The organism is Hydrogenophaga palleronii NBRC 102513 (genome assembly GCF_001571225.1).
In the GTDB taxonomy this organism is placed as follows: Bacteria; Pseudomonadota; Gammaproteobacteria; order Burkholderiales; family Burkholderiaceae_C; genus Hydrogenophaga; species Hydrogenophaga palleronii.
The window spans coordinates 1-25688 of sequence record NZ_BCTJ01000008.1 but is presented as its reverse complement, the minus strand read 5'-3'; the positions used below and the strand labels follow the sequence as shown (position 1 = coordinate 25688).

The window sequence follows — 25688 nt, the reverse complement described above, 5'->3', positions numbered from 1 at the left end:
CTGCTGGGTTTTTCTGGCCGCGTTCAGCGGCTGGTCGCCAGCAACCGCACCGCCAGCCCGGCGAACACCGCCGCGGCCAGCCGGTTCAACACCGTCTGCGCGCGCGCCGAGCGCAACAGGCGTTCGCCCAACACGCCGGCCAGCAAGGCGATGCTGCCGAAGGCCAGCAGGGTGGACAGCACGAACAAGGCACCCAGCAGCACGATCTGTACACCCACCGGGCCGGCCGAGGGCTCCACGAACTGCGGCAGGAACGCGAGGAAGAACAGCACCACCTTCGGGTTGGTGAGGTTCATCACGATGCCCTTGAGGAACAGGCTGCGCGCCGATGCGGCAGGCTGCGCGGCCTGGCTGCCCAGGGCCTCGGCGGGCGCGCGCCAGGCCTGCCAGGCGAGGTACAGCAAGTAGGCGGCGCCCACCAGCTTGAGCACCACGAACGCCCCGGGCGAAGCGGCAAACACGGCAGCCAGCCCCAGGGCTACTGCTGCCGTGTGCACGCACAGGCCGGCGCACAGGCCCAGCATCACGATCAACCCGGCGCGGCACCCGCGCGAGACCGACTGCATCAATACAAAGAGGTTGTCGGGGCCGGGCGTGAAGCCCAGCAGCAAGGCGACCGTGAAGAAACTGAGTGCGGTGTCGAGAGACAACATGGGCGGAAGCGGTGTGGCGGGGAGAAGGTGCGGGCGAACGGGCTGCCAGCATAGCGAAGTGCGTGGCTGGACTCGACCCAGCAACCGAGCGCCCAAAACAAAGCCCCTCGCGCCGAAGCGGGAGGGGCTTGAACCCGGGGTGAGCCGGGTTGTGGTTCAAGGCCGGCCCTGCTCAGGACCGGACCGCTCAACGCGGGCTGCGGCGGGCGACCGGACGGGCCGGGCCACCTTCGCTGCGGCGCGGGGCGAATTCGCCACCGCGCATGGCGCCGCGCTCGGCGTTGCCACGGTCGCTGAAGCCACCGCGGTCACCGGCGCCGGCCGGGCGGCTGTCGCTGCGGCCGAAGCTGGAGAAACCACCGGGGCGGGCGGACGGTGCACCGCGGTCGCCGAAACCACGGCTGGCCGGGCGCGTGTCCTGGCGGTAGCCGCCATGGTCACGTTGCTCGAAGCGGTTGTCCGAACGGTTGTCGAAGCGACCTTCGTGGCGCGGCTGCGGTTCGGCACGGCCTTCGAAGCGCGGGTCAAAACGCGTTTCGGGGCGGCTGTGGTCAACGCGCGGAGCGTCGAAGCGGCCTTCCGGGCGGCCTTCAAAACGCGGGCCACGCGGTGCGGGGCCACGGGCGTTGAAGTTGCTGCGGTCGGCGTAGTTGCGGTCACCACCGAAACGGTCGCCGCCGCCACCACCGAAGCGGTCACCACGGCCGGCCGGGCGGCCGCGGCCACCAAACTCGGGCTGCGGTGCGCGCTGGCGCGGCTCCAGGCCAGGCACGGTTTCGACGCCGATGCGCTGGCGCGTGTAGGCCTCGATGTCACCGATCTTGCGGCGATCGCGGAACTCGGCAAACGTGACGGCCAGGCCGTCGCGGCCGGCACGGCCGGTGCGGCCGATGCGGTGGGTGTAGTCCTCGGCCTTCATCGGCAGGCCGAAGTTGAACACGTGGGTGATGGTGGGCACGTCGATGCCGCGCGCCGCCACGTCGGTGGCCACGAGGAACTGCGTCTGGCCGTTGCGCAGCGCCATCAGGCGGCGGTTGCGCATGCCCTGGTTCAGCGCGCCGTGCAGCGCAACGGCGGCAAAGCCGGCTTGCTGCAGGTCGCTGGCGAGGCCGTCGCATTCGATCTGCGTGCTGCAGAACACCACCGCCTGGTTGATGGTGGTGTCGCGCAGCCAGTGGTCGAGCAGCTTGCGCTTGTGGTCGGCGTTGTCGGCCCAGAACAGCACTTGCTTGATGTTGGCGTGTTGCTCTTGCGGCGAGTCGATCTGCACCTTCTGCACGTGCTTGCCGTTGTCGTGCATCACGCGCATGGCGAGCTGCTGGATGCGCGGCGCGAAGGTCGCGCTGAACATCATGGTCTGGCGGCGCTGGCTGGTCAGGTCGTTGACTTCGGCGAGGTCGTCCGAGAAGCCCAGGTCGAGCATGCGGTCGGCTTCGTCGACGACCAGGAACTGCACCTGGTCGAGCTTGAGCTGTTGCGAGCGTTGCAGGTCGAGCAGGCGGCCGGGCGTGGCAACCACGAGGTCGGCGTTCTGCAGGCGGGCGATCTGCAGCTGGTAAGGCATGCCGCCGACCACGTTGGCGATGCGCAGGCCACGGCAGTGGCGCACGAGGTCGATGGCGTCGTTGGCCACCTGCTGCGCGAGTTCACGCGTCGGGCACAGGATCAGGGCGCCGGGGGTGGCGGCCTTGAAGTTGCGCGGGCTGGTGGGGTCCTTGCGCTTGGGCGCCTTAGGCGGTGCTTCGCCACGGGCCAGGGCGTCGGCCACGGCTTGTTCGCGCTCGGCACGTTCCTTGGCGTCGGCCTCGGCGCGTTGCTGCAGCAGGGTGTGCAGCACGGGCAGCAGGAAGGCGGCGGTCTTGCCGCTGCCGGTCTGGCTGGAAACCATCAGGTCGGCAAAACGCTGTTCACCCTCGGCCACCATGGCCTTGGGGATCACGTTCTTCTGCACGCCGGTGGGCTGCACATAGCCGAGGTCGGCACAGGCTTGCACCAGCTCGGGCGCCAGGCCCAGCAGTTCAAAACCGTTCGGGCCCGCAGGCACAACGGCCTCGGCTTCAGCGGCGATGGGGGTGGAGGTGTCTGCTTCCGTGTCGGCAGACTGGGTTTCGGGCGAGAAATCGCCGCGGGCTTCAAAAGAGTCGCTCATGTTCGTCCATGCGCCACAGTAAAGGCGCAATTGATTGAAAACAAACGCTATGGGGACGGCCGACCTGAAAAGGTGGCAGCTCCGTGGCGTCGGATTCGTTCGTGGTTACAAAACATCAACCATCAAACGATCGACGCGCCATGGGTCACAAAAGGAAAGCGTGACGCCGGGAGCGAAGACCCCATCCGCTGAAGTGGGAACGGGTTCCTGGTGGAACCGAACCAACCGGGTGTTCGGGGGGCCTGGTGTGTGAGGCAGATGCACAAATCATCGCAGTTGCCTGCGAAGCCCGCGATTATGGCACAGATTCAGGGAAAACCCGAGTCTTTACACCACCCCACTCAGCCCAGCACCGCCCGAACGATGTAAAACAGCACGGCCGCGAGCACCGCGGTGGCGGGCACGGTGATGATCCAGGCGGCGACGATGCGCAGCACCGCCGAGCGTTTCACCAGCTCTTTCTTGTAGGCCTTCTTCAGCGCCTTCTGCTCCTTCTTCCCGAACACCGCGCCCTCGGTGGCCTCGTGCGCCTTGGCGCGGCGCTTCATGTCGGCCAGCATGCGCTTCTTCTCGTGCACCTCGGCGGCCTCGAAGCGGTTCAGGTAGGCCTCGACCTCATGGCGGTCGGCGCCCTGATGGCCGGCGAACACCACCGCCTCCATCTTGGTGTAGTTCACCTTCAGCAGTTCGCGCAGGAAGCCGACACCGAACACCGCGCCGATGGTGACGTGGGTGGTGGAGATCGGCATACCCATCTGGGTGGCAGCGATCACGGTGATGGTGGTGGCCATGGCGATCGCGTAGGCCCGCATGTTGTCGAGCTCGGTGATCTCCTTGCCCACGGTGCGGATCAGGCGCCCGCCGTAGAGGGCCAGGCCCACCGCCAGGCCGAGCGCGCCGATGACCATGATCCACATCGGGGTCGCCGCGCGCGTGGCAATGGCACCGGCCTGCACCGCTTCGTAGATGGCCGCCAGCGGGCCGATGGCGTTGGACACGTCACTCGCGCCGTGCGCAAAACTCAGCAGCGCGGCCGAGCAGACCAGCGGCCAGGTGAACAGGCGGTTCACACCGTCCTTGCTGTTGCTCTGCCGCATGGCCATGCGCGCAATCGGCTTGCGCACCAGCCACCACACCACCAGCGCGGCGACCAGGCCGATCAGCATGGCAGCCCAGGCTTTCACATGCACCAGCTGGCCCAGGCCCTTGAGCAGCATGTAGGTGGTGTAGGCCCAGACCATCAGGCCGATCAGCAAGGGCACGATGCGGCTGGCGGCATCGGTCTTTTCGCTGCGGTAGGTGACGCTGCGCTTGATCATGTAGAGGAAGGCCGCGGCCATCGCGCAGCCCGCCAGTGGCGACACCACCCAGCTCATGACGATGGCGCCGATCATGTTCCAGTTCACCATGTCCCAGCCGCCGGCCGCGATGCCCGCGCCCAGCACCGCGCCGATGATGGAGTGGGTGGTCGACACCGGCGCACGCAGCGCGGTGGCAAGGTTGAGCCAGAGCGCGCCGGCCAGCAGCGCCGAGAACATGACCCAGGCGAACAGCGAGGGATCGGTGATGCTGTCGGGCTGGATGATGCCGCCCTTGATGGTGCCGACCACGTCGCCACCAGCCACGATGGCGCCCAGCGTCTCGAAGACCGCGGCTACCACGATGGCCCAGCCCATGGTCATGGCACCCGAGCCCACCGCCGGGCCCATGTTGTTGGCAACGTCGTTGGCACCGACGTTCATGGCCATGTAGGCGCCCACCGCCGCGGCCACGATCAGCAGCCAGATGGCCGAACTGGTCAGGCCTGTGGTGGACGCGCCGGTGGCCGCGGCATACAGAGCCACCACCAGCAGGAACGAGAGCGCGGCGCCGAGTTGCAGCGCCTCCTTGTGCTTCAGAAGGAAGCGAGCACGGGATTTTTTTGTCATGCGAACATCACTTGAATGTCACGATTTTGACATGCAACAAACGTGGAAACGCCGCGCGCGCCGGGCCTGCGGCCCGCGCGACGCGGTCCGGTGCTCAGCGAAGGAAGTGGGTGCGGTAGTGCTCGAGCTCGTCGATGGACTCGTGCACGTCGGCCAGCGCGGTGTGCTTCTGGTGCTTCTTGAACGACTCGTAGACCTCGGGCCGCCAGCGCTTGGCGAGTTCCTTGAGCGTGCTCACGTCCAGGCAGCGGTAGTGGAAATAAGCCTCCAGCTTGGGCATGTACTTCACCAGGAAACGGCGGTCCTGGCTGATGGTGTTGCCGCACATGGGCGAACCATTCTTCGGCACGTACTTGCCGATGAAGGCCAGCAGTTCGGCCTGTGCGGCCTCTTCGTCGACCGTGCTGGCCTTGACCTTGTCGATCAGGCCGCTGCGGCCGTGGGTGCCCTTGTTCCAGGCGTCCATCGCACCCAGCACGGCATCACTCTGGTGGACCACGATCACCGGGCCTTCGATGCGCGGCGTGAGCTGCGGGCCGGTGATCACCACCGCGATCTCCAGCAGGCGCTCTTTCTCGGGGTCGAGGCCGCTCATCTCGCAGTCGAGCCAGACCAGGTTCTGGTCGCTCTTGGCCAGGGTGGGGGTGTCGGTGGCGGCGGCGTTCGCCGGGGCCGGGGGGTTGGCAGAAGTCATGGCGGGCATTCTCGCCGATCCGCCGCAGCGGGCCGCCGCCCCCTCGGCGCGCGCGGCAGGCGGTCTTCGATAGACTCGCCCCCATGGACACCGCTTCCCTTGCTTTCACCGCCCTCTTCTGCGCCCTGCTGGTGCTGGGCCTGGTCGTGCGCACCGTGCTCTCCAGCCGCCAGATCCGCCACGTGGCGCGCCACCGCGGTGCGGTGCCGGCGGCGTTCAGCGACACCATTTCGCTCGAAGCGCACCAGAAGGCCGCCAACTACACCATCACCAAGACCCGCTACGGCCTGCTGGAAACCGCCATCGACGCCGCCTTGCTGCTGGGCTGGACCCTGCTCGGCGGCCTGGACTGGTTGAACCAGACCCTGCTGGACGCGCTGGGCGGCGGCATGCTGCAACAGCTCGCCCTGCTGGCCGCGTTTGTCGCCATCGGCGGTCTGATCACCCTGCCGCTGGGCTGGTACGCCACCTTCCGCATCGAGGAGCGCTTCGGCTTCAACAAGATGACGCTCTCGCTCTGGCTCGCCGACCTGTTCAAGGGCTCGCTGGTGGGCGCGCTGATCGGCCTGCCGATCGCCGCCCTGGTGCTGTGGCTGATGGGTGCCGCCGGCCCGGCCTGGTGGATCTGGGCATGGGGCGTGTGGATGGCCTTCAACCTGCTGGCCCTGGTGCTGTACCCGACCCTGATCGCGCCGCTGTTCAACAAGTTCGAGCCCCTGGCCGACGAAACCCTGAAGACCCGCGTGAACGCGCTGATGCAGCGCTGCGGCTTTGCCGCCAAGGGCCTGTTCGTCATGGACGGCAGCAAACGCAGCGCCCACGCCAACGCCTACTTCACCGGCTTCGGCGCGGCCAAGCGCGTGGTGTTCTTCGACACCTTGCTCAAGCAACTCAGCCCGGACGAGATCGACGCCGTGCTGGCGCACGAACTCGGCCACTACCAGCGCCGCCACATCCTCAAGCGCATCGTGCTGATGTTCGCACTGAGCCTGGCGGGCTTCGCCCTGCTGGGCTGGGTCTCGAACCAGGCCTGGTTCTTCAGCGGCCTGGGTGTCACGCCCTCGATGGACACGCCCAACGACGCCCTGGCCCTGCTGCTGTTCATGATGACCGTGCCGCTGCTGACGTACTTCCTCTCGCCGCTCATGGCACAACTCTCGCGCAAACACGAGTTCGAGGCCGACGCCTACGCGGTGGACCACACCAGCGGGCCCGACCTGGCCAGCGCCCTGCTCAAGCTCTACAAGGACAACGCCAGCACGCTCACGCCCGACCCGGTGTACGCGCGCTTCTACTACTCCCACCCACCGGCCAGCGAACGGCTCGCGCGCCTGCAAACTGCCTGAGGCGAACCCGATATGAACCCGATCCACCAGAACCGCCGCGCTCTCTCGGCCACCGAAATCGTGACCCAGCTCACCCAGCTCAACGGCGACGCCGCCCAGGGCTGGAAGCTGATCGACGGCGCGCTGGAGAAGACCTACAGCTTCACCAACTTCCACGAGACCATGGCCTTCGTCAACGCGCTGGCCTGGATCGCGCACCGCGAAGACCACCACCCCGACCTGGCGCTGGGCTACAGCCGCTGCACGGTGCGCTTCAACACGCACGACGTGAACGGCATCTCGGTCAGCGACTTCCACTGCGCGGCTGCGGTGGACACTTTGCAGAAGGCCTGATGGCCGACCTCCTACCCGGCCTGGTGGTGGCCGCACACGGTCGCCACTGTCTGGTCGAAAGCGCCGACGGCCAGCGCCGCATTTGCCACCCGCGCGGCAAGAAGAATGCGGTGGTGGTGGGCGACCGCGTGCAATGGCAGGCGACCGGCGACGAAGGCAGCATCGAACGCGTGGACACGCGGCGCAACCTGTTCTACCGCCAGGACGAACTGCGCACCAAATCCTTCGCCGCCAACCTCGACCAGGTGCTGGTGCTGGTGGCGGCCGACCCCGAATTCTCCGAGAGCCAGCTCACGCGCGCGCTGATCGCGGCGCAGGCCGAAGGCATCGCCGTGCTGATCGTGCTCAACAAGAGCGACCTGCAACCCGCCTTCGACCGCGCCTGGGCACGCCTCGAACCCTACCGCCGCATGGGCTGCACCGTGTTGCCGCTGTGCCTGACCGCCAGCGACGGCGGCGCGCACGGGCTCGATGTGCTGCAGCAGCACCTGGCGAACAGGAACACCCTGGTGCTCGGCCCTTCGGGGGTCGGCAAGAGCACGTTAGTGAACCGGCTGGTGCCGGAGGCGCGGGCACAGACCGGCGAGATTTCGCGCGCACTCAACTCGGGCAAACACACCACCACCAGCACCACCTGGTACTGGGTGGACGCCGAGCGGCGCACGGCCTTGATCGACTCACCGGGTTTCCAGGAATTCGGCCTCAACCACATCGAACCGATGCAACTGGCCCACCTGATGCCAGACCTGAACGCCACGCTGGGCCACTGCCGCTTCTACAACTGCACCCACCTGCACGAACCGGGCTGTGCGGTGGTGGCGCATGTGCAAAGCGGCGAGCCGGACCAGGCGGAAGACGATCCGCTGGCGATCAGCGAGAACCGCTACCGGCTGTACAGCGAGTTGTTCGCGGAACTGTCGGACAAACGCAGGTATTAGGGGAGCCCCCCCGCGCCGCGCTTGCAGCGCGTCACCCCCTCAAGGGGGCAACACCTGCGGCCCGGCGGAGCCGGTGCCGCGGTGTTTCTGGTTGGGGTGCTTTCGCGCCGGCTGGCTTTGGTGGGCCGCCTGTCGATCAAAGCCCGGCCAGCGTGAGCAGGGCCAGCAGCAGCATCCACAACACCACCGCACGCCACACCAGGCCGACCACACTGCTCAGGTGGGCGAGTTGCGGCTCGGGCCGGTTGCCGGGGTCGCCGTCTTCGGGCAGCGTGAGGCCATCGGGTTGCGGCGCCAGGCGCACGTTGATCGCACCCGAGGTGGCGGCCAGCACCACGCCGTCGCTGCCGGGCGCAAACCGCTCGGCGTCGCCGCGCCAGCTGGCCACGGCTTCTTCAAAGTTGCCGACCACGGCAAAACCCAGGGCGGTCAAACGCGCCGGCACCCAGTCCACCAGGCCCCAGCCGCGGCTCGCCGCATGCTGCAGCGCCGGGCTGGGCGTGCCGTCAGGGCGCGCGCGCCAGTTGCGCGACAGGTACTCGGCCAGGCGGTAGAACACCGCGCCCGAAGGGCCCAGGCCAATGGCCCAGAACACGACGAAGCACACCAGCACACCGAACACGTGGCGGTGCGCGGCCAGCACCGACTGTTCGATCACCTGGCGCAGCAATTCGGCACGCGGCAGGCTGGAGGCGTCCACGCGCAACCAGCGCGCCAGCTTCTCGCGCGCCAGCATGTCGTCGCCCACGTCGAGCGCCTGCCGGATCTCGCTGAAGTGGTGGCTGAACTGGCGAAAGCCCAGGGTCACGTACAGGATGCCCACGGTCCACACGAAACCCAGCACCGAGCTGAAGCGCCACAACCCCCAGAAAACCAGGCCGGACACCAGCGCAGGCACACCCACCGCGAGCACCCAGGCGACCCAGCCGTGCGATGACTGACCGGCGTCCAGATTGCGCCGCACGGTGCGGGCCCAGCCGCGCAAGGCGCCGTGAACGGGGTTGTCATAAGCAAGCGGACGCGCCTGCTCCAGCAGCAAGGCAATGAGGATGGCGAAAAAACTCATGGCGCCATCATAGTGGCGTCGTGCAACAGGCTCTACACAGCGGCCCTGTTGCCACCGGGCGGTGGCGTGCACCCGCTGCGTTACGCGCTCAACAGCCGGTAGAAGTTGCGCAGCATGCCGGCGGTGGCGCCCCAGATGAAGCGCTCGCGGTCGCCGTCCAGGTAGGGCATGGAGTACCACTCGCGCACCGCGCCTTCAAAGTCCATCGCATGGCGGCGGTGGTGCAGCGGGTTCATCAGGTAGGTCAGCGGCACCTCGAACACATCGGCCACCTCGTCCGGGTTGGGCATCAGCTCGAAGCCGGGCTGCACCAGGCCCACCACTGGTGTCACGGTGAAGGACGTGCCGGTCACGTACACCGGCAGGGTGCCCAGCACCTCGACGCGCTCGGACGTCAGGCCGATCTCCTCCCGCGCTTCGCGCAGCGCGGCGGCGGTGGCGTCGGCGTCTTCCGGGTCGATCTTGCCGCCGGGCAAGGCGATCTGGCCCGAGTGGGTGGACAGGTGGGTGGCGCGCTGGGTCAGGATCAGCGTCAGTTCCTCGCGCATCACCAGCGGCAGCAGCACGGCGGCCTCGGCCGGCGCGCGGTCGGCAAACTTGCGTTCCCGGAGCAGCTCGGGCGTCCACACCGGCGGGTGGGCGAACAGGTGGCGCAGGCCATCGGGGGTCAGGCGTTGCGCCTGTGCGGGTCGCAGGAACTCATCTTCGTCGTGGGCCACGATGGGCACGAGACGCGGATCAAAAGCGGGCAGGATCTGGGTCATGTGGCAGCGAGCATACCGAGATGCCCGGTGGCCTGCCGTCGCGCAGGGCTCCAACCCTGCGGCGCCAGGGTGCTGAATGCCTGGCGCCAGACGCAAAAAAGCCGCTCCGAAGAGCGGCTTTTTGGGGGAGGCCAGGGAGCGGGACGGGCCCGCCCGCCTTACGCGCCCAGCTTTTCCTTGATGCGGGCCGACTTGCCGCTGCGCTCACGCAGGTAGTACAGCTTGGCGCGACGCACAGCACCACGGCGCTTGACTTCGATCTTGGCGATCAGCGGGGAGTACAGCGGGAACGTACGTTCCACGCCTTCGCCGTTGGAGATCTTGCGCACGATGAAGCTGGAGTTCAGGCCGCGGTTGCGACGGGCCACCACCACGCCTTCGTAGGCCTGCACACGCTTGCGCGTGCCTTCGATCACGTTGACGCTGACGATCACGGTGTCGCCAGGGGCGAACGGCGGGATGACTTTGCCGAGGCGAGCAATTTCTTCTTGCTCAAGGGTCTGGATGAGGTTCATGTTTTCCTGTTCGTCGATCATGCCCGCGCTGCACTAAAGGCCGCGAATCCGGCAGGGGCCCTGTCCAAACCTTCGCAGGTTTGCGGGCTGGCCCGGTCACGGCGGCCGGTCAGAGGATCGAAAAGCCCTGGATTATAGCAATCCCCGCGCGCGCAGGAAACGCTGGTCGGCCGCATCGAGCAAACCCTGCTCCCGCGCGCGCTGCAGCAGCTCGGGCCGCTGGCGTGCCGTGAGCAACAAGCTCTGCTCGCGCCGGTGGCGCGCAATGCGCTCGTGGTGCCCGCCGAGCAGCACCTCCGGCACCGGCATGGGCCCGGCCGGCCCCTGCCAGACCTCGGGCCGCGTGTGGTGCGGGCTGTCGAGCAGGCCGTCGAGCGCCGGGTTGAAGCTGTCCTGCTGGTGGCTGCCCTGGTCGTTCAGCACGCCGGGCTGCAAGCGCGCCACCGCGTCCAGCAAGGCCATGGCAGCGATCTCACCGCCCGAGAGCACGAAGTCGCCCAGGCTGATCTGCACATCCACGCAGGCGTCGATGAAACGCTGGTCGATGCCTTCGTACCGGCCGCACAACAACACCGCACCCTGGCTCTGCGACCAGCGCTCCACGCTGGCGTGCTGCAAGGTTTGTCCGATGGGGGAAAACAGCACCACCGGCGCGCGTGCTTCGTCCGGCTCGGCACGTTCTGCGCGCACCGCCTGCAGGCACAACCACAGCGGCTCGGCCATCATGACCATGCCCGGGCCACCGCCGAAGGGCCGGTCGTCCACCCGGCGGTAGTTGCCCTCGGCGAAATCGCGCGGATTCCACAGGCGCACGTCAACCAGTCCACCCTCGAACGCGCGGCGGTTGATGCCGTGTTGCAGGAAGGGCGTGAACAGCTCGGGAAACAGGGTGATGACGTCGAAGCGCATGGGGAGGATTGTGCCCCCCTGCGCCGCTGACGCGGCCTCCCCCAGGGGGCCAACGCCTGTGGCCCGGCAAAGCCGGTTCCACGGCGTTTGCTGGATCTGAGCTCGGCGCGCAGGGGCGTTTTCCAGGAGCGACGACGATCCGGCTACGCCGGTCGAAGACGCCGCACCAGCGGCGCAGGGGGGGCTATCTAGTAATCTTTTTGCCAGTCGGCCGTGATGCGGCGCTGGGCTTTGTCAACTTCGTCGATGTAGGCGGCGACAAAGGGAATCATGCGTTCGGCGATCCGTTCGGCGCCGTCCACGCTCTCGCTGTACTCCAGCACCAGCACCGAGGTCGGGCCGGTGGGCATGAGGTCACGCACCACGCCCAGGTGCTCGCCTTCCCGGTTGACCACGTCCAGGCCGATCAGGTCGACCCAGTAGTACTCGCCTTCGGGCGTGGCGGGAAACGCGCTGCGCGGCAGGTAGATGCGCACGCCTTTGAGGGCTTCGGCCGCGTTGCGGTTGTCCACGCCCTCGATCTGCGCCACCAGGCCGTCGGTGTGGGCCTTGACCTCGGACACCGCGACATCGACGCAGCCGGCAAACGCCGAGAAGCCGCGCGCGAAGCGGGCTTCGGGCGGCTGCAGGAACCACTGTGAGGAGGCAAGCAGCGCCGAGGTGTCGGCGCTGTGGGGCAGGATGCGGACCCAGCCCTTGATGCCCCACGCGTCCTGTATGCGGCCCAGCTCAACGGCATCGTCAGGCAGGGACGACGCCTTGAAGGCGCCGGACGCGGGGTTGTTCACCGGAATCGCGATGCGACGATCAGGCTGCGACGGGCTTGGCGGCAGCGTGCTGCTTGACCAGGCGTTGCACCGTGTCGGACGGGGCGGCGCCCACACCGGTCCAGTAGGTCAGGCGGTCGAGTTCGAGGCGCAGGGGCTCTTCACCACCGCGGGCCAGCGGGTTGTAGAAACCGATGCGCTCGATGAAACGGCCATCACGGCGGTTGCGCTTGTCGGCAACGACGATGTTGTAGAAAGGACGGGCTTTGGAGCCGCCGCGGGAGAGTCGAATGACGACCATGATTTATCCTTCGGGTGGAGAGGTACCAACATCGGTACTTCACTGGATCTTGCGACCCGCTTATCTGCAGCGCTTGAGACACACGACTGACCACCCGGCCAGCGAAACGCCACAAAACCCGCGATTATAGCCATTCGCCGGTTTTGACTCCCTCCCCCCTTGCTCCCCCTGTGCTCATGCCTTTGATAAGACCCAGCCGCGACGAAGACCTCGACGCCATCACCCGCATCTACGGCCACCATGTGTCACACGGCACCGGCACCTTCGAGACCACCCCGCCCAGCCTGGCCGAAATGACCAGTCGCCGCGCCGACGTGCTGGCCAAGGGCCTGCCCTGGCTGGTGGCGGAAGACGCCGGCCAGGTGCTGGGTTTTGCCTACGGCAACTGGTTCAAGCCGCGCCCGGCCTACCGTTTTTCGGTTGAGGATTCGATCTATCTGGACCCGGCCGCACACGGCAAGGGCATGGGGCGTGCGTTGCTGGCCGAGCTGCTGACGGCGCTGGAGCGCAGCGGCACGCGCAAGGTGATGGCGGTGATCGGCGATTCCGCCAACGCCGGTTCGATCGGCCTGCACAAGGCCCTGGGCTTCGAGCCGGTTGGCGTGGTGCAGTCCTGCGGCTGGAAGTTCGACCGCTGGCTGGACATCGTGCTGATGCAGAAAACCCTGGGCGCTGGCGACAGCACGCCCGCCGAAAGCGCCGCATGACCCAGTTGCCCAAGAACAAGACGCTGGCGGTCTGGCTGGCACTCATCGGTGGTGTGCTCGGCCTGCACCGCTTCTACCTGCGCGGCCTGGGCGACTGGATCGGCTGGCTGCACCCCTTCCCCGCGGCGCTGGGCTGGTACGGCGTGGAGCGCGTGCTCACCTACGGCCAGGACGACAAGCTGTCGTGGGTGCTGATTCCGCTGCTGGGCATGACGATCGCGGCGAGTTGCCTCACGGCCATCGTCTATGCCCTGATGGACCGCGAGAAATGGAACCGCCAGTTCAACCCGGCGCTGCCCGCCGACGCGCTGCCCGGCAGCACCAACTGGCTGACCATCGCCGCCCTGGTGTTTGCGCTGCTGCTGGGCACGGTGGCCCTGATGGGCAGCCTGGCCTTCGGCTTCCAGCGCTACTTCGAATACCAGGTCGAAGAAGCGCGCAAGATCAGCCAATAACTGGCTCACCCCCGCGCCACGCTGGCGCGCGTCACCCCCGCAAGGGGGCAACACCTGCGGACCGGCTGAGCCGGACCCGCGGTGTTCTGAGCGGCAGGCGACCCCGACTCTCGGGCTTCAGCCCAGCACCGACATCAACAGCATCACGAAGCTGAGCGTGAACAGCGCCAGCACGGTCGACAGGCCCATGCTGGCCGTCGTCACTTCCTGCGCCACGCTGTAGCGCTGCGCGAACAGGAACACGTTGGCCCCCACCGGCAGCGCGGCCGCCACCACCAGCACTGTCAGCGGCAGACCGGTGATGCCCAGGGCCCAGGCCGACAGGCCCACCATCGCCGGCAACACCAGGTTCTTCGACAGGCTCACGCACAAGGCTTGGCGCAGGTGGCCCTGCATGGAGGTGTTCGCCAGCGTCACACCCACCAGCACCAGGGAGATCGGACCGAAGGCACTGCCAAGCAACTGCAGCGGCTTGTCCACCACCAGCGGCAGCGCCAGGCCGGTCTGCGCAAACAGCAGGCCGCACAGGATGGGCAGGGGCACCGGGTGGATCAGCGCACCCTTGAACGCCGACCACGCCGTGGCCAGCACGTGCGGCACACGCTCACCACCGGCGCGAGCCTCGCGCGCCACCGCCAGTTCCAGCACGATGGAGCCCACCGTGAGCAGGATCAGCGCGTGCACCGACACCAGCGTCAGCAGCGTCACCTGGCCTTCCTTGCCATAGGCCAACTCCACCAGCGTGATGCCGATCATCACCATGTTGGAGAAGGTGCCGGCCAGCGCCAGCACCACGCTGCCGCGGTTGAAACCACGCCAGACGATGGACACCGCCAGCAGCGTCAGTGCCGCGATGAAGTACGCCAGCACCGGCTTCAGGTCCACATCGTGGATCTGCACCGTGCTCATGGTGCGGAACAAGAGCGCCGGGATCAGCAGCATGAAGACCAGGTTGGACAGGTCCTTGATGCCGGCATCGCGTATCCACCGTTTGCGCCCGGCCAGGTAACCGAGGGCGATCAGCAGGAAGACCGGGGTGAGGGAGACGACGACGGGATGGGCGAGGATGTTCACCCGGCGATGGTATCGCCAGGCCGCGCCCGCTCAATCCACGCCGACGGCGCCGGTGATGCGGTAGTACAGGCCGTAGGGATCGTTGTCGAGCACGTGGAAAGTGCCCTCGACCACCACCGCCTCCAGCTTGTACTTCACCGGTTTGCTGGTGCGCACCTCCACCATGCTCTCGGGGCCACCCGGCGTGCAGAAGCCGCAGGTCAACGGCACCGAAGCAAGCAGGAAATGGCGCTGGCTCTCACCCGGCTCCAGCGGCATCATGAAGCCCTGCAGGCGCAGCTTCTTCTGGTTCAGCGCAGCCACCGGCGCGGGGTACACCGGCACGATGCGCTTCTTCTCCACCTTGGTGGTGATGTCGGTCAGCGTGGACCAGGCCACCACGTCATCGCGCTTGCTCAGCGGTGCGAACGGGCTCAGCGGACTGTGCACACCCGCGCCCTGCCCGTGCGGCACGCCCGCGGGCTGCGTGGCCGTGGTACCCGGCGGCACCGGCGAACTCAGGGTCTGCGCCGCGGCGCTGCTGCCCCACAAGGCAAGGCCCAGCACGACACACACGGAGGGGATGGAAAACGTGGAGCGCATTGGAAGTCTCGGGCGAAGAACGTGGTACTCAGTGCGCGTGGCGCATGCCGCAGTATTTGCCCAGGGCCAGGCCCTTGCAAGCGGCGGTGAGTTCCTGCATGCAAACCTTTTCGCCCTTGCCCGCCTCCAGGCACTTGGCCGCGCCTTCGTGCGCGGCGGCCATGGCGCGGTGGCGGCCGATGTCTTCCTTGGTCTCCTTGTCGGAGTGCTGCGCCAGCGCGGCGGTGGACAAGCACAGGGTGGCGGCAGCGAACAGGGACAGCAGCGGTTTTTTCTTCAGCATGGTGATTACCTCGAATTCAAGAGTTGAGTGACATCGACGCGGTAGGCGCTGGCGGCGGGCAACAAGGCCGCCACCACCGCCACCCCCACGGCCAGCACGGGCAGCCAGATTTCTCCGGGCACCCACTGCCAGCCGGTGATGGCCAGCAAATGCCGGGCCATCAACATTTCTCCCATCAGCGCGGTCAGGCCGTGCGCGGCCAGCAGGCCGATGGCACAGGCCAGCAGCGCCAGCCACAGGGCTTCGCACAGCAGCAGCGTGGCCACGCGCACGGGCGGCGCGCCGAGCATGCGCAGCATGGCCAGGTCGGCACGGCGCTCGCGCACCGCGCTCCAGAGCGCGATGAACACCGACAGCCCCGCCACCACCACCAGCACCGCGGCCAGCGCGCGCAGCACCTGCGTGCCCACGCCCACCATGCTCAGCAGGCGCGTGATTTCCACCGCCGGCGCGGCAGCCTGCAGCTCGGTGCCCTGGTTGATGAAGCGTGGAAAACTCACCGCCGCCAGCGGCGTGCGGTAACGGATCAGGGCCAGCGTGATCTCGCGTTCGGCGGCCAGCGCCTCGGCCAGTTCCGCGCGCTCTGCCGCGTCCATGTTCGCGCCGGCGTGCATGTCGTCGTGCACCTGCCAGACGGATTCGGTGGCGGTCAACACCAGGCGGTCGAGCACGCAACCGCAGGGGTTCAACACACCGGTCACGGTGTAGGGCGTGTCGCCATGCGCGGCCCCGCCCACACCCAGGCCGTGGGCGCCTTCAAAGGCCTGGCCGATCTGCAGCCCGGTGCGCGCCGCCACCTGCGCGCCCAGCACCGCCTGCAGCGGCGCCTGCCACAACGCACCTTGCGCCAATGTGGCGCCGTAGTGCGCCGGGTAAGCGTGCGTGGTGCCGACGATGCGAAAACCGTTCAGGTTGTCGCCCAGGCTGAGCGGAATCAGCTGCGCCACCTGCGGGTGTGCGGCCAGCTTCTCCGCCTCGGCCAGCGGGATGTTGCCGGGTGGCACGTCGAGGTGGAACACGCCGGCCAGGATGAGCTGCATCGGGCTGCCCTTGGCGCCGACCACCACGTCGATGCCGGCGAGGTCGCGCTCGAAGGCGCGGTCCACCTGGTCGCGCGCGATCAGCACAAAGGCCATCGACGCCAGGCCGAGCGACAGCAACAGCAGGTTGAGCGCACTCGCCAGCGGGCGCGACCACAGGTAGCGCCAGGACAGGGACAACACGTTCATGCCACGCGCTCCGGCGACACGGCCGCAAACGCCAGTTGCTGCGCCTGTGGCAAGGCGTCGCGCACGCGGGCGTCGTGCGTGGCGATCACCAGCGTGGCATCCAGCGTCGCGGCGGTCTGGCGCAGCAAGGCCAGGGCCTCGGCGCAGGCGGTGTCGTCCAGGCTGGCCGTGGGCTCATCGGCCAGGATCACGCGCGGCTGCAGCAGCACGGCGCGCGCCAGCGCCACACGCTGCGCCTGCCCGCCCGAGAGTTGTGAAGGCCGGCGCGCCGCCAGCGCGCCCAGGCCCAGCGCATCGAGCGTGCGGTGGATGCCGGCCCGGTCCACCGGCCGACCCGCGGCGAAGTGCGCCAGCGCCAGGTTGTCGGCCACGCTGAGTGCCTCGCTCAGGTGCAGGCGCTGCGGCAGAAACCCGATGTTCCGGGCGCGCCAGGCGTCGCGCGCGGGGCCGCGCAAGGCGCCGACCGACTGGCCCGCCACCACGATCTCGCCCGCGCCCGGTGTGAGCAGGCCGGCGGCCAGCGCCAGCCAGGTCGACTTGCCGCTGCCCGACGGCCCACGCAGCAGCAGCGTGCCGCCCTGCGCCACCGACACGTCGCCCATCTGCAGGGCGCCGTGGCCGGCATGGGCATACGCCAGGCCGCGCGACTCGATCACGCCGCCGGCTCCAGGCAATCCACGCAGGTGCCGTGCACCGCCACCTCCAGCCGCGTGCCCTGGTGGCCGAGCCGTGCCAGCGCGCTGAACACGTCCTGCGCCAGGGTCTGCGTGGCCGCGCTGGCGTCGGCCACACGCAACTGGCGGTGGCAGGCCTCGCACTCGAACAGCGGCACGTCACCCGACGCCCGGCTGCTGACCTCGGGTGGCGCCAGGCTGAAGCGCCAGGTGCGCGCCTCGTCGTCGGTCTGGCGCTGCAGCACACCACACACCGCCAGGCGGTCGAGCAGGCGGTAGAGCGTGACGCGGTTGATGTCCAGGCCCCGTGCGGTGAGCGCGTTGAGCGCCTGCGCGTGCGTCAGCCCGCCGTGCGGCTGGGCCAGGAACAGGCCGAGCACGGCGCGCGTGGCCAGCGTGCGGCGCAGGCCGGCGGCTTCCAGCCGGGTCTGGATGTGGGGTGGCACGGCCACCGGTTCTTTGGTCTGGCGTGGCGACATGGCTGGGCCTTTTATAAATGCAACTATGTTGCGTTAATATCCGCGTTATCGCAATTCAGTTGCAATATCTTAGCTGCAATCTTTCCCGTGTCAGACCTCCACCCCCCAACCCGCGCGGCCGCCCCGGCCGCCATCGAGCTGCACGACCTCACGCTGGGCTACGAGCGCCACCCCGCCGTGCACCACCTCTCGCTCACGCTGCCACCGGGCGCGCTGGTGGCGGTGGTCGGGCCCAACGGCGCCGGCAAATCGACCTTGCTCAAAGCCCTGGCCGGCCAGCTCAAACCGCTGGGTGGGCGCATTCACGGCCTGGCCGACTCGCAGCGCGTGGCCTGCCTGCCGCAACACAGCGGCATCGACCGCAGCTTTCCGATTTGTGTGCAGGAGCTGGCCCTGCTCGGCCTGTGGCACGAGGTGGGCGCGCTCGGGCGCTACAGCGCGGCACACCGCCAGGCCTGCCATGCGGCGCTGGCCGAGGTCGGCCTGCTGGGTTTCGAGCGCCGCGCCATCGGCACGCTCTCGGGCGGCCAGTTGCAGCGCGCCCTGTTCGCGCGCCTGATCCTGCAGGACGCGCCGGTGGTGCTGCTGGACGAACCCTTCGCCGCCATCGACCAGCGCACCACCCGCGACCTGCTCGGGCTGCTGCTCCGATGGCACGCGCAGGGCAAAACGGTGATCGCGGTGCTGCACGACCTGGCCCAGGTGCGCGAACACTTCCCGCACACCCTGCTGCTGGCGCGCGAGCCTGTGGCCTGGGGTGCCACGGCCGAGGTGTTGACGGCCGAACACTGGACCCGCGCCCTGCGCCTGCAGGAACCCTTTGACGACGCGGCCGAGGCCTGCGAGGCCACGGCCTCAGCACACGCGGCGCAAGGGGTCCCGGCATGAACGCGCTCTGGCTCGACCCCTTCCTCGAATTCGGCTTCATGCAGCGCGCGCTGCTGGGCTGCGTGCTGCTGTCGGTGAGCGCCGCACCGGTCGGCGTGTTCCTGATGCTGCGCCGCATGAGCCTGACCGGCGACGCCATGGCCCACGCCATCCTGCCGGGCGCGGCGCTCGGTTACCTGGTGGCCGGCCTGTCGCTGGGCGCGATGACGGTGGGCGGCATCGCCGCCGGCCTGGCGGTGGCCGTGGGCTCGGGCCTGGTGGCGCGCCACACGGTGCTGCGCGAAGACACCAGCCTGGCCGCCTTCTACCTGCTCTCGCTCGCGCTCGGCGTGTTGATCGTCTCGACCCGCGGCAACAGCGTGGACCTGCTGCACGTGCTGTTCGGCACCGTGCTGGCGCTGGACAACGCCGCGCTGGCGCTGCTCGGCGGCATTGCCCTGGTGACCTTGCTGACCTTGCGCGTGCTGTACCGCCCGCTGGTGCTGGAGTGCCTGGACCCGGGCTTTCTGCGTGGCAACAGCCGCTGGAGCGCGGCCGCGCACTTCGGTTTTCTGGCGCTGCTGGTGATCAACCTGGTGGCCGGCTTCCATGCCCTGGGCACGCTGATGGCGGTCGGGATGATGGTGCTGCCCGCCGCCACCGCGCGCTTCTGGGTGCGCCGCCTGCTGCCGATGCTGGCCTGCGCCGTGGCCCTGGCCATGCTCGCCAGCGCATGCGGCCTGCTGGTCTCGTACCACGCCGACTGGCCCACCAGCCCGGTGATCGTGCTCTGCCTGGGCGCGATGTTGCTGTTCTCGATGCTGTTCGCGCCACACGGCCTGCTGCGCCACAAGCGCCCCGCCTTTTCCCATCTCAAAGCCTGACCCAACCAAGGACCACCATGACACACACCCCTGCCTTCCTGCCCCGCCGCCAGGCCACCCTCGCCGCCCTCGCGCTGGGCCTGGCCGCCATCACCCCGTCGCTGCACGCGCAGGCGCCGCTGCGCGCGGTGGCCAGCTTCAGCATCCTGGGTGACATCGTGAAAGAAGTCGGCGGCGACCACGTGGCGGTGGAGGTGCTGGTCGGCCCCGGTGCCGACGCGCACGTGTTCCAGCCCACGCCGGCCCATGCCCGCCTGGTGAGCCAGGCGCAGGTGGTGTTCGCCAACGGCCTGGGCTTCGAGGGCTGGCTGAGCCGCCTGTTCAAGACCTCGGCCTACAAGGGCCGGCAGGTGGTGGTGAGCCAGGGCATCCAGCCGCTCAAGAGCGAGGCCGATCACGATCACGATCACGATCACGATCACGACGACCACAAGAAGGGCCATGGTCACAGCCACGGCGAAACCGACCCGCACGCCTGGCAGAGCGTGGCCAACGTGAAGGTGTACACGCGCAACATCGCCAAGGCCCTGTGCGAGGCCGACGCCTCCCACTGCGATCTCTACAACCGCAACGCACGCGCCTACGAGGTGAAGCTCACCGAACTCGACGCTGAGCTCCGCGCCGCCTGGGCGCCGGTGCCCGTGGCGCAGCGCAAGGTGATCACCTCGCACGACGCCTTTGGCTACTACGCCCGCGACCACCAGGTGCGTTTTCTCGCGCCGCAGGGCGTGAGCACCGAGAGCGAGGCCTCGGCCAAGGGCGTGGCGCAGCTGGTGCGGCAGATCCGCCAGGAGCAGATCAAGGCGCTGTTCGTCGAGAGCATTTCGGACCCGCGCCTGATCGAACAGATCGCACGCGAAACCGGCGTCAAACCCTCGGGCGCGCTCTATTCCGATTCGCTCTCCGCCGCCGGTGGCGCCGCCCCGAGCTACGTCGAACTGATGCGCTTCAACACCCGCGCCCTCACCGCCGCCGTGCGCGGGCAGTGAACGCCGTCCCTGGCGACGGCGCTCGAACGCCGCCATCGCACAGGGGCATGCCCAATGCGACAGCGAACGGGTGAGGCCGCTGGCTACACTGCCGGTCTCCCCGCTTCGGACCGCACCGTGCCACTCACCCACCTGCTCCTCGCCCTTTCGGTGGTGTTCGTCTGGGGCACGAACTTCGTGGTGATCCGCTGGGGCCTGGACGGCCTGCCGCCCTTCCTGTTCGCCACCCTGCGTTTCGCCTTCTCGGCCCTGCCCTGGCTGCTGTTCATCCCGCGCCCCACCGCCCCCTGGCGCAAGGTGGCGGCGTTCGGCGTGCTGCTCGGGGTGGGCCAGTTCGGCCTGCTGTTCCTGGCCATGCGCAGCAGCATCTCGCCCGGCCTGGCCTCGCTGGTGGTGCAGTTGCAGGTGTTCTTCACCATCGGCCTGTCGATCTGGCTGATGGGCGAGCGGGTGCGTGGCTTCCAGGTGCTGGGCCTGTTGCTGGCGCTGGCCGGCCTGGGCGTGATCGCCGGCCACCTCGATGCCTCGGTCACGCTGCTGGGCATGGGCCTGGTGCTGAGCGCGGCCTTCTTCTGGTCGCTCGCCAACCTGGTGGTGAAGTCGCTCGGGCCGGTGAACATGCTGCACTTCATGGTCTGGAGCAGCGTGTTCGCGGTGCCGCCGCTGTTTGCGCTGTCGTGGCTGGTGGAAGGCCCGCAGGCCATCGGCGCCGGCCTGCAACACGCCGGCCCGCTGGTCTGGGCCAGCGTGCTGTGGCAGGCGGTGGGCAACACCTTGTACGGCTACGGCGTGTGGAACTGGCTGCTGGCACGCCACCCGGCCGCCACGGTGACGCCACTGGCGCTGCTGATCCCGGTGTTCGGCATGGGCGCCTCGGCTCTGTCGCTGGGCGAATCGCTGCCCGGCTGGAAACTGGGCGCGGCGGCGCTGGTGTTGCTGGGCCTGGCGGTGATCGTGTTGTGGCCCCGCTGGCGGGCGGCACGGCCTTGACGCCGGGTTGAGGCTGCACGAACACCCTGCCCAACCGGGCGATTTACCGCCTATGCAGTAATTTCCACCTCCCATGAAGTACTTTTGACCTGCGATCTGTTCGCTGTCGGCCGACTTGTCACAAATTGTTAGCATCCCGACCATCGCAAGGAGGTGAAACGATGGCTTTCAATCTTTCGGACAAGGTGACGCCCACCCGGGCTTTCGTTTTGAGTTGCCTGGCGGTGTCCATGCTGGCGGCCTGCGGCGGCGGTGGGAACGGCGGAGCGTCCAGCGTGGCAAGCGCTGGCGCCTCACTCCGGGACGCCGGAACGCCGTCGGCCACGGGCGAGGAAATTCCCGACCCGGATACCGCACCGCCAGCGCCAGCGCCCATCCCTCGGGCCCCGGTTCCGGCACCACCCCCTCCCGCACCACCCCCTCCCGTTCAGGGCGGCTCCACGCTGACCCTCAGCGGCGTCGAACTCGCGCAGACGCACGTGGTGCCGCCAGAGGGCCGGCAGATGCAGTCGCCGAACGACGTCACCAACAACCGCTTCAAGACGCTCACGCTCATCGGCCAGCGCAGCGCCCTGCTGATGCTGGTGCCCTCGGGCGGCAGCGGTGCTCCGCAGGTGCGCGCCACCCTGGCAGGCGGCCGGGAGCTGGGCCCGCTGACGATGGACGACCCCTCGAAGCTGCCCGGCACCGACGGCGGCAACCGCAAGTACTCGACCACCCACTACAGCGCCACCTTGCCGGCGGAATGGGTCCAGCCCGGCACGGTGCTGCAGGTCTCGCGCACCGGCACCAACACGGTGTCCGTGCCGCTCACGGTGTCTCGCCCGGTGGCCGCGGTCCTGCGGACATGGCCGCTCTTCCTGTACGGCGCCAGGCCGGACACCTCCCGTGCCATTCACGACATGGCCGCGCACTCCACCGCTGGCGTGAGCTGGGACCGGGAGTACCTGCAACGCATGCCGTTCTCCTCGTTCATGCCCCGGACCGCCGGCACGATGGAGTTCGGCCTGCTTCCGTCCCAGCCCGCGAACGACGAGAACAACTGCCGCCCTGCCGTGGCATTCCAGAACCGCGAGCAGATGCAGACCACCGCCGGACACGACGGCTTTTACGTGATGAACCAGGCGCTGCGCTGGGGCGAGGTGCTGCGCACCACCGCCACCGCCAACCACGAAGACACGATGCATGTCGGGTACTGGATGCCCCTGGAGTTGCTCGCCAACGGCCAGCAGATCACCAGCCAGGGAGGTGGCTTGGCCACCACCGGGTGGATGCGCGGCTCAGGCTCGTCGGACGACTTTGCGGGCACCTTCTTCCACGAGCTGGGCCATGGCTGGGGCATCAGCCACACCGCCGGCATGTACAACGACGGCGACTACCCCTACGTCAACGGCAGCCAGGCCGGCTCGGCCTGGGCGTATGACGCGGACCGCAAGCTGTTCCTCTCCCCCTTGCGCGAAGCAAACGCCACGACCTGCCGCGGCACCCTGGCCGGCGACGGCCTCTGCTACAAGAACGACCCCATGAACAGCGGCCAGTCGCCGCTGGACGACAAGCAGTTCAAATGGGGCACGTTCTCCGACTACAGCATGGCCATCATGCAGAACACCACCCACGTCCGGATGAGCGCCCAGTACGACCCGACGTTCCCCGGCAGGATCAAGCAGTGGGATGAGGCGACCCGGAGTTTCGTGGCCTACAAGAACGACACCCGCTGGCAGGCGCTGTACACGCAGATGCAGTGGGACCAGCGCGTCGTGAGCATCCTCGGTTCCGTCTCCCACTTCAACGTGACACCGGACGCCAGCCGCATCTTCATTGGCAAGCCCGGCACCGGCAACCTGCCGCGCCTGTTCGATCCGGCACTCCAGAGTGACATGGACTATCTGAAGAACAACGTGCACCGGGCGAACAACAGCAACTACTGCACGGCGGACAACGGCTGCGACTACACCTTGCAGATCACGTTTGCAGACAACAGCGTGAAGCGCGTCCTGCTGCCCGTCGGCCACAGCCCGTCGAACGCGAGCGCGGCCAACATCGCTGCCACGAAGAACCCGTTGGCGGGCGCGAGCTTTGCGCGTTACGCCGTCAACCTGCCGGCCTCGGGCAGTGCCATCGTCGGTGTGAAGCTGTTCAACACCCCCATGGGGCGCAACCCGAGTTACACCGCCATCGACGCATCGCTGCTGGGCACGCCCACCTACCCGCTGATGAACCAGTGGACGACGGCCGATGGCGTCATGGGCGGCGCAGGGGGGCTGGCGGGAGCGGGCACACCGGTCGCCCCCGACCTGAGCCAATGCCAGGCGAGTGCCAGGCAATACGTGCCGGCGTCCTGACGCGAGGCTTGACGAAAAAACGGCGCCTGCGGGGCGCCGTTTTGCATGGCAGGCTTCAGCAGCTGCGCCTTATTTCGCCAGCCGCGCAAAGGTCTTGCGGAACTTCGCCACCTTGGGCGCGGCCACCGCCATGCAGTAACCCTGGTGCGGGTTGCGCTCGAAGAAATCCTGGTGGTAGGCCTCGGCCGGCCAGTAGTTGTCCAGCGGCTCCAGCTCGGTGACGATGGGGCGGCCAAAGGCATCGTCCTGCGTCAGCTCGTCGATCAGCGCCTGCGCCACCTGCTGCTGCTCGGGCGTGGTGAAGTAGATGCCGCTGCGGTACTGCGTGCCCACGTCGTTGCCCTGGCGGTTCAGCGTGGTCGGGTCGTGCACGGCAAAAAAGATTTCCAGGATCTCGCGCGTGCCGATCTTCGACGGGTCGTACTCCAGCCGCACCACCTCGTTGTGCCCGGTGGTGCCGGTGCACACGTCCTCGTAGCTCGGGTTCTGCACCTGGCCATTGCTGTAGCCCGACTCCACATCGGTCACGCCGGTCACTTCCTTGTAAACCGACTCGGTGCACCAGAAGCAGCCACCGCCCAACACCAGCACTTGTTTGTCGCTCATCGCACTCCTCCTGAACATCGGGCACAAGCCCACAGGCCGTTGACTGTAATCATTGCGCGGCCGCTCGCACAGCACCCAGGAATGCCCCCAGCGCGGCCTGGTCTCTGTCGGTCTTCCAGAGGCAATGGGTTTCGTAGGCCGGCGTGTCGCCCTCCAGCGGCACGAACACCGCACCCGGCAGGCCGGCCTGTTGCAACGCGGCCGGCACCAGGGCCACACCCAGGCCCTGCGCCACCAGCGAGACCACGCTGAGCCAGTGGCGCAACTCGTAACGGTTCTCGGGCGAGAAGCCGGCGTCGGCGCACAGGCCCAGGATGCGCTCGTGGTAGTCGGGCGACACGGCGCGCGAGATGACGGCAAACGGCTCACCCTGCAGCTTCACCAGCGGCAGCCACTTGCGCCGCGCCAGCGCATGCGCCGCCGGCAGGCAGGCCACGAAGGGCTGGCTGGACACCAGGATCTGCGAAAACCCGGCGGGCACGCGCGTGGTGTGCACGAAGCCGAGGTCGAGCCGCTGGTGCATGAGGTCGATCAGCTGGTCGCTCGAACTCATCTCGCGCAGCACCAGCCGCAGGCGCGGGTGCTCGGCGGCAAAGCCTTTCAGGATCTGCGGCAGGCCGCGGTACAGCACGGTGCCCGCAAAGCCGATCTGCAGGCTGCCCACCAGGCCCTGCGACACCTCGCGTGCCTCCCGCGCGGCCAGGCCGGCCTGCTGCAGCAGCGAGCGCGCCGCCGGCACGAAGGCCTGCCCGGCCGCGGTGAGCTGCACGCCGCGGCTGTTGCGGGTGAACAGCTGCGCGCCCACCGAGGCCTCCAGCTGCTGGATGTTGAGCGAGAGCGGCGGCTGGGTGATCGACAGGCGCTGGGCTGCGCGGCCGAAGTGCAGCTCTTCGGCCAGCACCAGGAAATAACGCAGGTGGCGGAACTCCATGAATCTTTTATCTGTATCGATGCATACGGGAACGATATTAGACAGGTATTCATGAGGCGCCGACAATCGCGCCCACGACACCCCCCATACCGGAGACACCGATGAGCACCCATGCCAAAGCCCGCTTCAACTGGGAAGACCCCTTCCACCTCAGCCAGCAACTCACCGACGACGAACGCCAGGTGCAGGATGCCGCCCGCGCCTACTGCCAGGAGCAGCTGCTGCCACGCGTG

General features: G+C 68.2%; 27 protein-coding genes and 1 pseudogene. 10 read left to right on the top strand and 18 right to left on the bottom strand.

Annotated elements, in window-relative coordinates; genetic code table 11:
* Nucleotides 1–23 precede the first annotated feature (23 nt).
* From HPA01S_RS07935 to orn, 4 genes are all read right to left on the bottom strand, one after another.
* Nucleotides 24–653 (bottom strand): LysE family translocator, encoded by a 630-nt coding sequence (locus tag HPA01S_RS07935; protein ID WP_066268587.1) that lies wholly within the window; start codon nt 651–653, stop codon nt 24–26.
* A 187-nt stretch (nt 654–840) separates the two neighbouring features.
* Nucleotides 841–2802 carry a DEAD/DEAH box helicase gene (locus HPA01S_RS07930; RefSeq protein WP_084360538.1) on the bottom strand — a complete coding sequence of 654 codons (1962 nt, stop codon included), beginning with the start codon at nt 2800–2802 and terminating at the stop codon, nt 841–843.
* 341 nt (nt 2803–3143) lie between these two features.
* Nucleotides 3144–4730 carry an inorganic phosphate transporter gene (locus HPA01S_RS07925; RefSeq protein WP_066268584.1) on the bottom strand — a complete coding sequence of 529 codons (1587 nt, stop codon included), beginning with the start codon at nt 4728–4730 and terminating at the stop codon, nt 3144–3146.
* A 94-nt stretch (nt 4731–4824) separates the two neighbouring features.
* Nucleotides 4825–5424: an oligoribonuclease gene (gene orn / locus HPA01S_RS07920; protein WP_066268583.1), complete on the bottom strand. Its 600-nt coding sequence runs from the start codon at nt 5422–5424 to the stop codon at nt 4825–4827.
* A gap of 83 nt (nt 5425–5507) precedes the next feature.
* Between orn and HPA01S_RS07915 the strand changes: the two genes are divergently transcribed.
* From HPA01S_RS07915 to rsgA, 3 genes are read left to right on the top strand one after another with little or no spacing between them, the layout of a single operon-like run.
* Complete coding sequence (locus tag HPA01S_RS07915) at nt 5508–6770, top strand: M48 family metallopeptidase (protein WP_066268582.1); 1263 nt, start codon at nt 5508–5510, stop codon at nt 6768–6770.
* A 12-nt stretch (nt 6771–6782) separates the two neighbouring features.
* Nucleotides 6783–7103, top strand: a complete 321-nt coding sequence (locus HPA01S_RS07910) for a 4a-hydroxytetrahydrobiopterin dehydratase (protein ID WP_066268581.1) — start codon at nt 6783–6785, stop codon at nt 7101–7103.
* Nucleotides 7103–8041: a ribosome small subunit-dependent GTPase A gene (rsgA, locus tag HPA01S_RS07905; protein WP_066268580.1), complete on the top strand. Its 939-nt coding sequence runs from the start codon at nt 7103–7105 to the stop codon at nt 8039–8041. Before HPA01S_RS07910 ends, rsgA begins: the two co-directional genes overlap by 1 nt.
* A 136-nt stretch (nt 8042–8177) precedes the next feature.
* Here the strand turns inward: rsgA and HPA01S_RS07900 are convergent, their stop codons facing one another.
* The 6 genes from HPA01S_RS07900 to rpsP form a co-directional block, all read right to left on the bottom strand.
* Entirely contained in the window at nt 8178–9107 is a 930-nt protein-coding gene (locus HPA01S_RS07900; protein WP_066268576.1) for a CobD/CbiB family protein, read from the bottom strand.
* An 80-nt stretch (nt 9108–9187) separates the two neighbouring features.
* On the bottom strand, nt 9188–9871 hold the full coding sequence (locus HPA01S_RS07895; RefSeq protein WP_066268575.1) for a CoA pyrophosphatase: 684 nt from the start codon (nt 9869–9871) through the stop codon (nt 9188–9190).
* Between the two features lie 158 nt (nt 9872–10029).
* Nucleotides 10030–10386 carry a 50S ribosomal protein L19 gene (gene rplS, locus HPA01S_RS07890; protein ID WP_066268749.1) on the bottom strand — a complete coding sequence of 119 codons (357 nt, stop codon included), beginning with the start codon at nt 10384–10386 and terminating at the stop codon, nt 10030–10032.
* 132 nt (nt 10387–10518) lie between these two features.
* Entirely contained in the window at nt 10519–11295 is a 777-nt protein-coding gene (gene trmD / locus HPA01S_RS07885; protein WP_066268574.1) for a tRNA (guanosine(37)-N1)-methyltransferase TrmD, read from the bottom strand.
* Between the two features lie 188 nt (nt 11296–11483).
* On the bottom strand, nt 11484–12089 hold the full coding sequence (gene rimM / locus HPA01S_RS07880) for a ribosome maturation factor RimM (RefSeq protein WP_370670985.1): 606 nt from the start codon (nt 12087–12089) through the stop codon (nt 11484–11486).
* Nucleotides 12090–12102: 13 nt separating this feature from the next.
* Nucleotides 12103–12363: a 30S ribosomal protein S16 gene (rpsP, locus tag HPA01S_RS07875; protein WP_066268570.1), complete on the bottom strand. Its 261-nt coding sequence runs from the start codon at nt 12361–12363 to the stop codon at nt 12103–12105.
* Nucleotides 12364–12539: 176 nt separating this feature from the next.
* Here rpsP and HPA01S_RS07870 point away from each other — a divergent pair, with 176 nt between their 5' ends.
* Nucleotides 12540–13070 (top strand): GNAT family N-acetyltransferase, encoded by a 531-nt coding sequence (locus tag HPA01S_RS07870; RefSeq protein ID WP_066268569.1) that lies wholly within the window; start codon nt 12540–12542, stop codon nt 13068–13070.
* Nucleotides 13067–13525 (top strand): TM2 domain-containing protein, encoded by a 459-nt coding sequence (locus HPA01S_RS07865; protein ID WP_066268568.1) that lies wholly within the window; start codon nt 13067–13069, stop codon nt 13523–13525. Before HPA01S_RS07870 ends, HPA01S_RS07865 begins: the two co-directional genes overlap by 4 nt.
* Before the next feature lie 117 nt (nt 13526–13642).
* On the opposite strand, the gene HPA01S_RS07860 is transcribed toward HPA01S_RS07865, so the two are convergent.
* The 6 genes from HPA01S_RS07860 to HPA01S_RS07835 are packed head-to-tail and all read right to left on the bottom strand — an operon-like array spanning nt 13643 to nt 17846.
* Nucleotides 13643–14599, bottom strand: a complete 957-nt coding sequence (locus HPA01S_RS07860; RefSeq protein ID WP_066268566.1) for an AEC family transporter — start codon at nt 14597–14599, stop codon at nt 13643–13645.
* A gap of 30 nt (nt 14600–14629) precedes the next feature.
* Nucleotides 14630–15181, bottom strand: a complete 552-nt coding sequence (locus HPA01S_RS07855) for a DUF3299 domain-containing protein (RefSeq protein ID WP_066268564.1) — start codon at nt 15179–15181, stop codon at nt 14630–14632.
* 28 nt (nt 15182–15209) lie between these two features.
* A complete protein-coding gene (locus tag HPA01S_RS07850) occupies nt 15210–15464 on the bottom strand; it encodes a hypothetical protein (RefSeq protein WP_066268562.1) in 255 nt (84 codons plus the stop codon).
* Between the two features lie 5 nt (nt 15465–15469).
* A complete protein-coding gene (locus tag HPA01S_RS07845) occupies nt 15470–16693 on the bottom strand; it encodes an FtsX-like permease family protein (protein ID WP_066268558.1) in 1224 nt (407 codons plus the stop codon).
* Nucleotides 16690–17349, bottom strand: a complete 660-nt coding sequence (locus HPA01S_RS07840) for an ABC transporter ATP-binding protein (RefSeq protein ID WP_066268556.1) — start codon at nt 17347–17349, stop codon at nt 16690–16692. Before HPA01S_RS07840 ends, HPA01S_RS07845 begins: the two co-directional genes overlap by 4 nt.
* Nucleotides 17346–17846 (bottom strand): hypothetical protein, encoded by a 501-nt coding sequence (locus HPA01S_RS07835; protein ID WP_084360536.1) that lies wholly within the window; start codon nt 17844–17846, stop codon nt 17346–17348. The genes HPA01S_RS07840 and HPA01S_RS07835 overlap by 4 nt, the downstream gene beginning before the upstream one ends.
* Nucleotides 17847–18035: 189 nt before the next feature.
* Between HPA01S_RS07835 and HPA01S_RS07830 the strand changes: the two are divergent.
* From HPA01S_RS07830 to HPA01S_RS07810, 5 genes and pseudogenes are all read left to right on the top strand, one after another.
* Nucleotides 18036–18734: pseudogene (locus tag HPA01S_RS07830) on the top strand (metal ABC transporter ATP-binding protein); the annotation flags it as partial.
* A complete protein-coding gene (locus tag HPA01S_RS07825; protein WP_066268555.1) occupies nt 18731–19597 on the top strand; it encodes a metal ABC transporter permease in 867 nt (288 codons plus the stop codon). The pseudogene HPA01S_RS07830 and the gene HPA01S_RS07825, both read left to right, overlap by 4 nt.
* A 17-nt stretch (nt 19598–19614) precedes the next feature.
* The gene (locus tag HPA01S_RS07820; RefSeq protein WP_066268554.1) at nt 19615–20586 is read left to right on the top strand and encodes a metal ABC transporter substrate-binding protein; all 972 of its coding nucleotides are present in this window, start codon (nt 19615–19617) and stop codon (nt 20584–20586) included.
* Nucleotides 20587–20703: 117 nt separating this feature from the next.
* Nucleotides 20704–21576: an EamA family transporter gene (locus HPA01S_RS07815; RefSeq protein ID WP_066268552.1), complete on the top strand. Its 873-nt coding sequence runs from the start codon at nt 20704–20706 to the stop codon at nt 21574–21576.
* 161 nt (nt 21577–21737) lie between these two features.
* Nucleotides 21738–23918 carry a M66 family metalloprotease gene (locus HPA01S_RS07810; protein WP_157084927.1) on the top strand — a complete coding sequence of 727 codons (2181 nt, stop codon included), beginning with the start codon at nt 21738–21740 and terminating at the stop codon, nt 23916–23918.
* A gap of 69 nt (nt 23919–23987) precedes the next feature.
* On the opposite strand, the gene msrA is transcribed toward HPA01S_RS07810, so the two are convergent.
* Together msrA and HPA01S_RS07800 are read right to left on the bottom strand one after the other, a co-directional pair.
* Nucleotides 23988–24524 (bottom strand): peptide-methionine (S)-S-oxide reductase MsrA, encoded by a 537-nt coding sequence (msrA, locus tag HPA01S_RS07805; RefSeq protein ID WP_066268549.1) that lies wholly within the window; start codon nt 24522–24524, stop codon nt 23988–23990.
* 49 nt (nt 24525–24573) lie between these two features.
* Nucleotides 24574–25455: a LysR family transcriptional regulator gene (locus tag HPA01S_RS07800; protein ID WP_066268547.1), complete on the bottom strand. Its 882-nt coding sequence runs from the start codon at nt 25453–25455 to the stop codon at nt 24574–24576.
* Nucleotides 25456–25688 lie beyond the last annotated feature (233 nt).

What these genes read in the sequence shown, in the direction of transcription:
- HPA01S_RS07845 (WP_066268558.1), bottom strand. Translation starts at nt 16,693, where the DNA reads ATGAACGTGTTGTCCCTGTCCTGGCGCTACCTGTGGTCGCGCCCGCTG.
- rpsP (WP_066268570.1), bottom strand. Translation starts at nt 12,363, where the DNA reads ATGGTCGTCATTCGACTCTCCCGCGGCGGCTCCAAAGCCCGTCCTTTC.
- orn (WP_066268583.1), bottom strand. Translation starts at nt 5,424, where the DNA reads ATGACTTCTGCCAACCCCCCGGCCCCGGCGAACGCCGCCGCCACCGAC.
- HPA01S_RS07825 (WP_066268555.1), top strand. Translation starts at nt 18,731, where the DNA reads ATGAACGCGCTCTGGCTCGACCCCTTCCTCGAATTCGGCTTCATGCAG.
- HPA01S_RS07900 (WP_066268576.1), bottom strand. Translation starts at nt 9,107, where the DNA reads ATGAGTTTTTTCGCCATCCTCATTGCCTTGCTGCTGGAGCAGGCGCGT.
- HPA01S_RS07850 (WP_066268562.1), bottom strand. Translation starts at nt 15,464, where the DNA reads ATGCTGAAGAAAAAACCGCTGCTGTCCCTGTTCGCTGCCGCCACCCTG.
- HPA01S_RS07935 (WP_066268587.1), bottom strand. Translation starts at nt 653, where the DNA reads ATGTTGTCTCTCGACACCGCACTCAGTTTCTTCACGGTCGCCTTGCTG.
- HPA01S_RS07820 (WP_066268554.1), top strand. Translation starts at nt 19,615, where the DNA reads ATGACACACACCCCTGCCTTCCTGCCCCGCCGCCAGGCCACCCTCGCC.
- HPA01S_RS07865 (WP_066268568.1), top strand. Translation starts at nt 13,067, where the DNA reads ATGACCCAGTTGCCCAAGAACAAGACGCTGGCGGTCTGGCTGGCACTC.
- HPA01S_RS07810 (WP_157084927.1), top strand. Translation starts at nt 21,738, where the DNA reads ATGGCTTTCAATCTTTCGGACAAGGTGACGCCCACCCGGGCTTTCGTT.
- HPA01S_RS07895 (WP_066268575.1), bottom strand. Translation starts at nt 9,871, where the DNA reads ATGACCCAGATCCTGCCCGCTTTTGATCCGCGTCTCGTGCCCATCGTG.
- HPA01S_RS07835 (WP_084360536.1), bottom strand. Translation starts at nt 17,846, where the DNA reads ATGTCGCCACGCCAGACCAAAGAACCGGTGGCCGTGCCACCCCACATC.
- trmD (WP_066268574.1), bottom strand. Translation starts at nt 11,295, where the DNA reads ATGCGCTTCGACGTCATCACCCTGTTTCCCGAGCTGTTCACGCCCTTC.
- HPA01S_RS07910 (WP_066268581.1), top strand. Translation starts at nt 6,783, where the DNA reads ATGAACCCGATCCACCAGAACCGCCGCGCTCTCTCGGCCACCGAAATC.
- HPA01S_RS07930 (WP_084360538.1), bottom strand. Translation starts at nt 2,802, where the DNA reads ATGAGCGACTCTTTTGAAGCCCGCGGCGATTTCTCGCCCGAAACCCAG.
- HPA01S_RS07870 (WP_066268569.1), top strand. Translation starts at nt 12,540, where the DNA reads ATGCCTTTGATAAGACCCAGCCGCGACGAAGACCTCGACGCCATCACC.
- HPA01S_RS07925 (WP_066268584.1), bottom strand. Translation starts at nt 4,730, where the DNA reads ATGACAAAAAAATCCCGTGCTCGCTTCCTTCTGAAGCACAAGGAGGCG.
- rsgA (WP_066268580.1), top strand. Translation starts at nt 7,103, where the DNA reads ATGGCCGACCTCCTACCCGGCCTGGTGGTGGCCGCACACGGTCGCCAC.
- HPA01S_RS07855 (WP_066268564.1), bottom strand. Translation starts at nt 15,181, where the DNA reads ATGCGCTCCACGTTTTCCATCCCCTCCGTGTGTGTCGTGCTGGGCCTT.
- HPA01S_RS07800 (WP_066268547.1), bottom strand. Translation starts at nt 25,455, where the DNA reads ATGGAGTTCCGCCACCTGCGTTATTTCCTGGTGCTGGCCGAAGAGCTG.
- msrA (WP_066268549.1), bottom strand. Translation starts at nt 24,524, where the DNA reads ATGAGCGACAAACAAGTGCTGGTGTTGGGCGGTGGCTGCTTCTGGTGC.
- HPA01S_RS07915 (WP_066268582.1), top strand. Translation starts at nt 5,508, where the DNA reads ATGGACACCGCTTCCCTTGCTTTCACCGCCCTCTTCTGCGCCCTGCTG.
- rplS (WP_066268749.1), bottom strand. Translation starts at nt 10,386, where the DNA reads ATGAACCTCATCCAGACCCTTGAGCAAGAAGAAATTGCTCGCCTCGGC.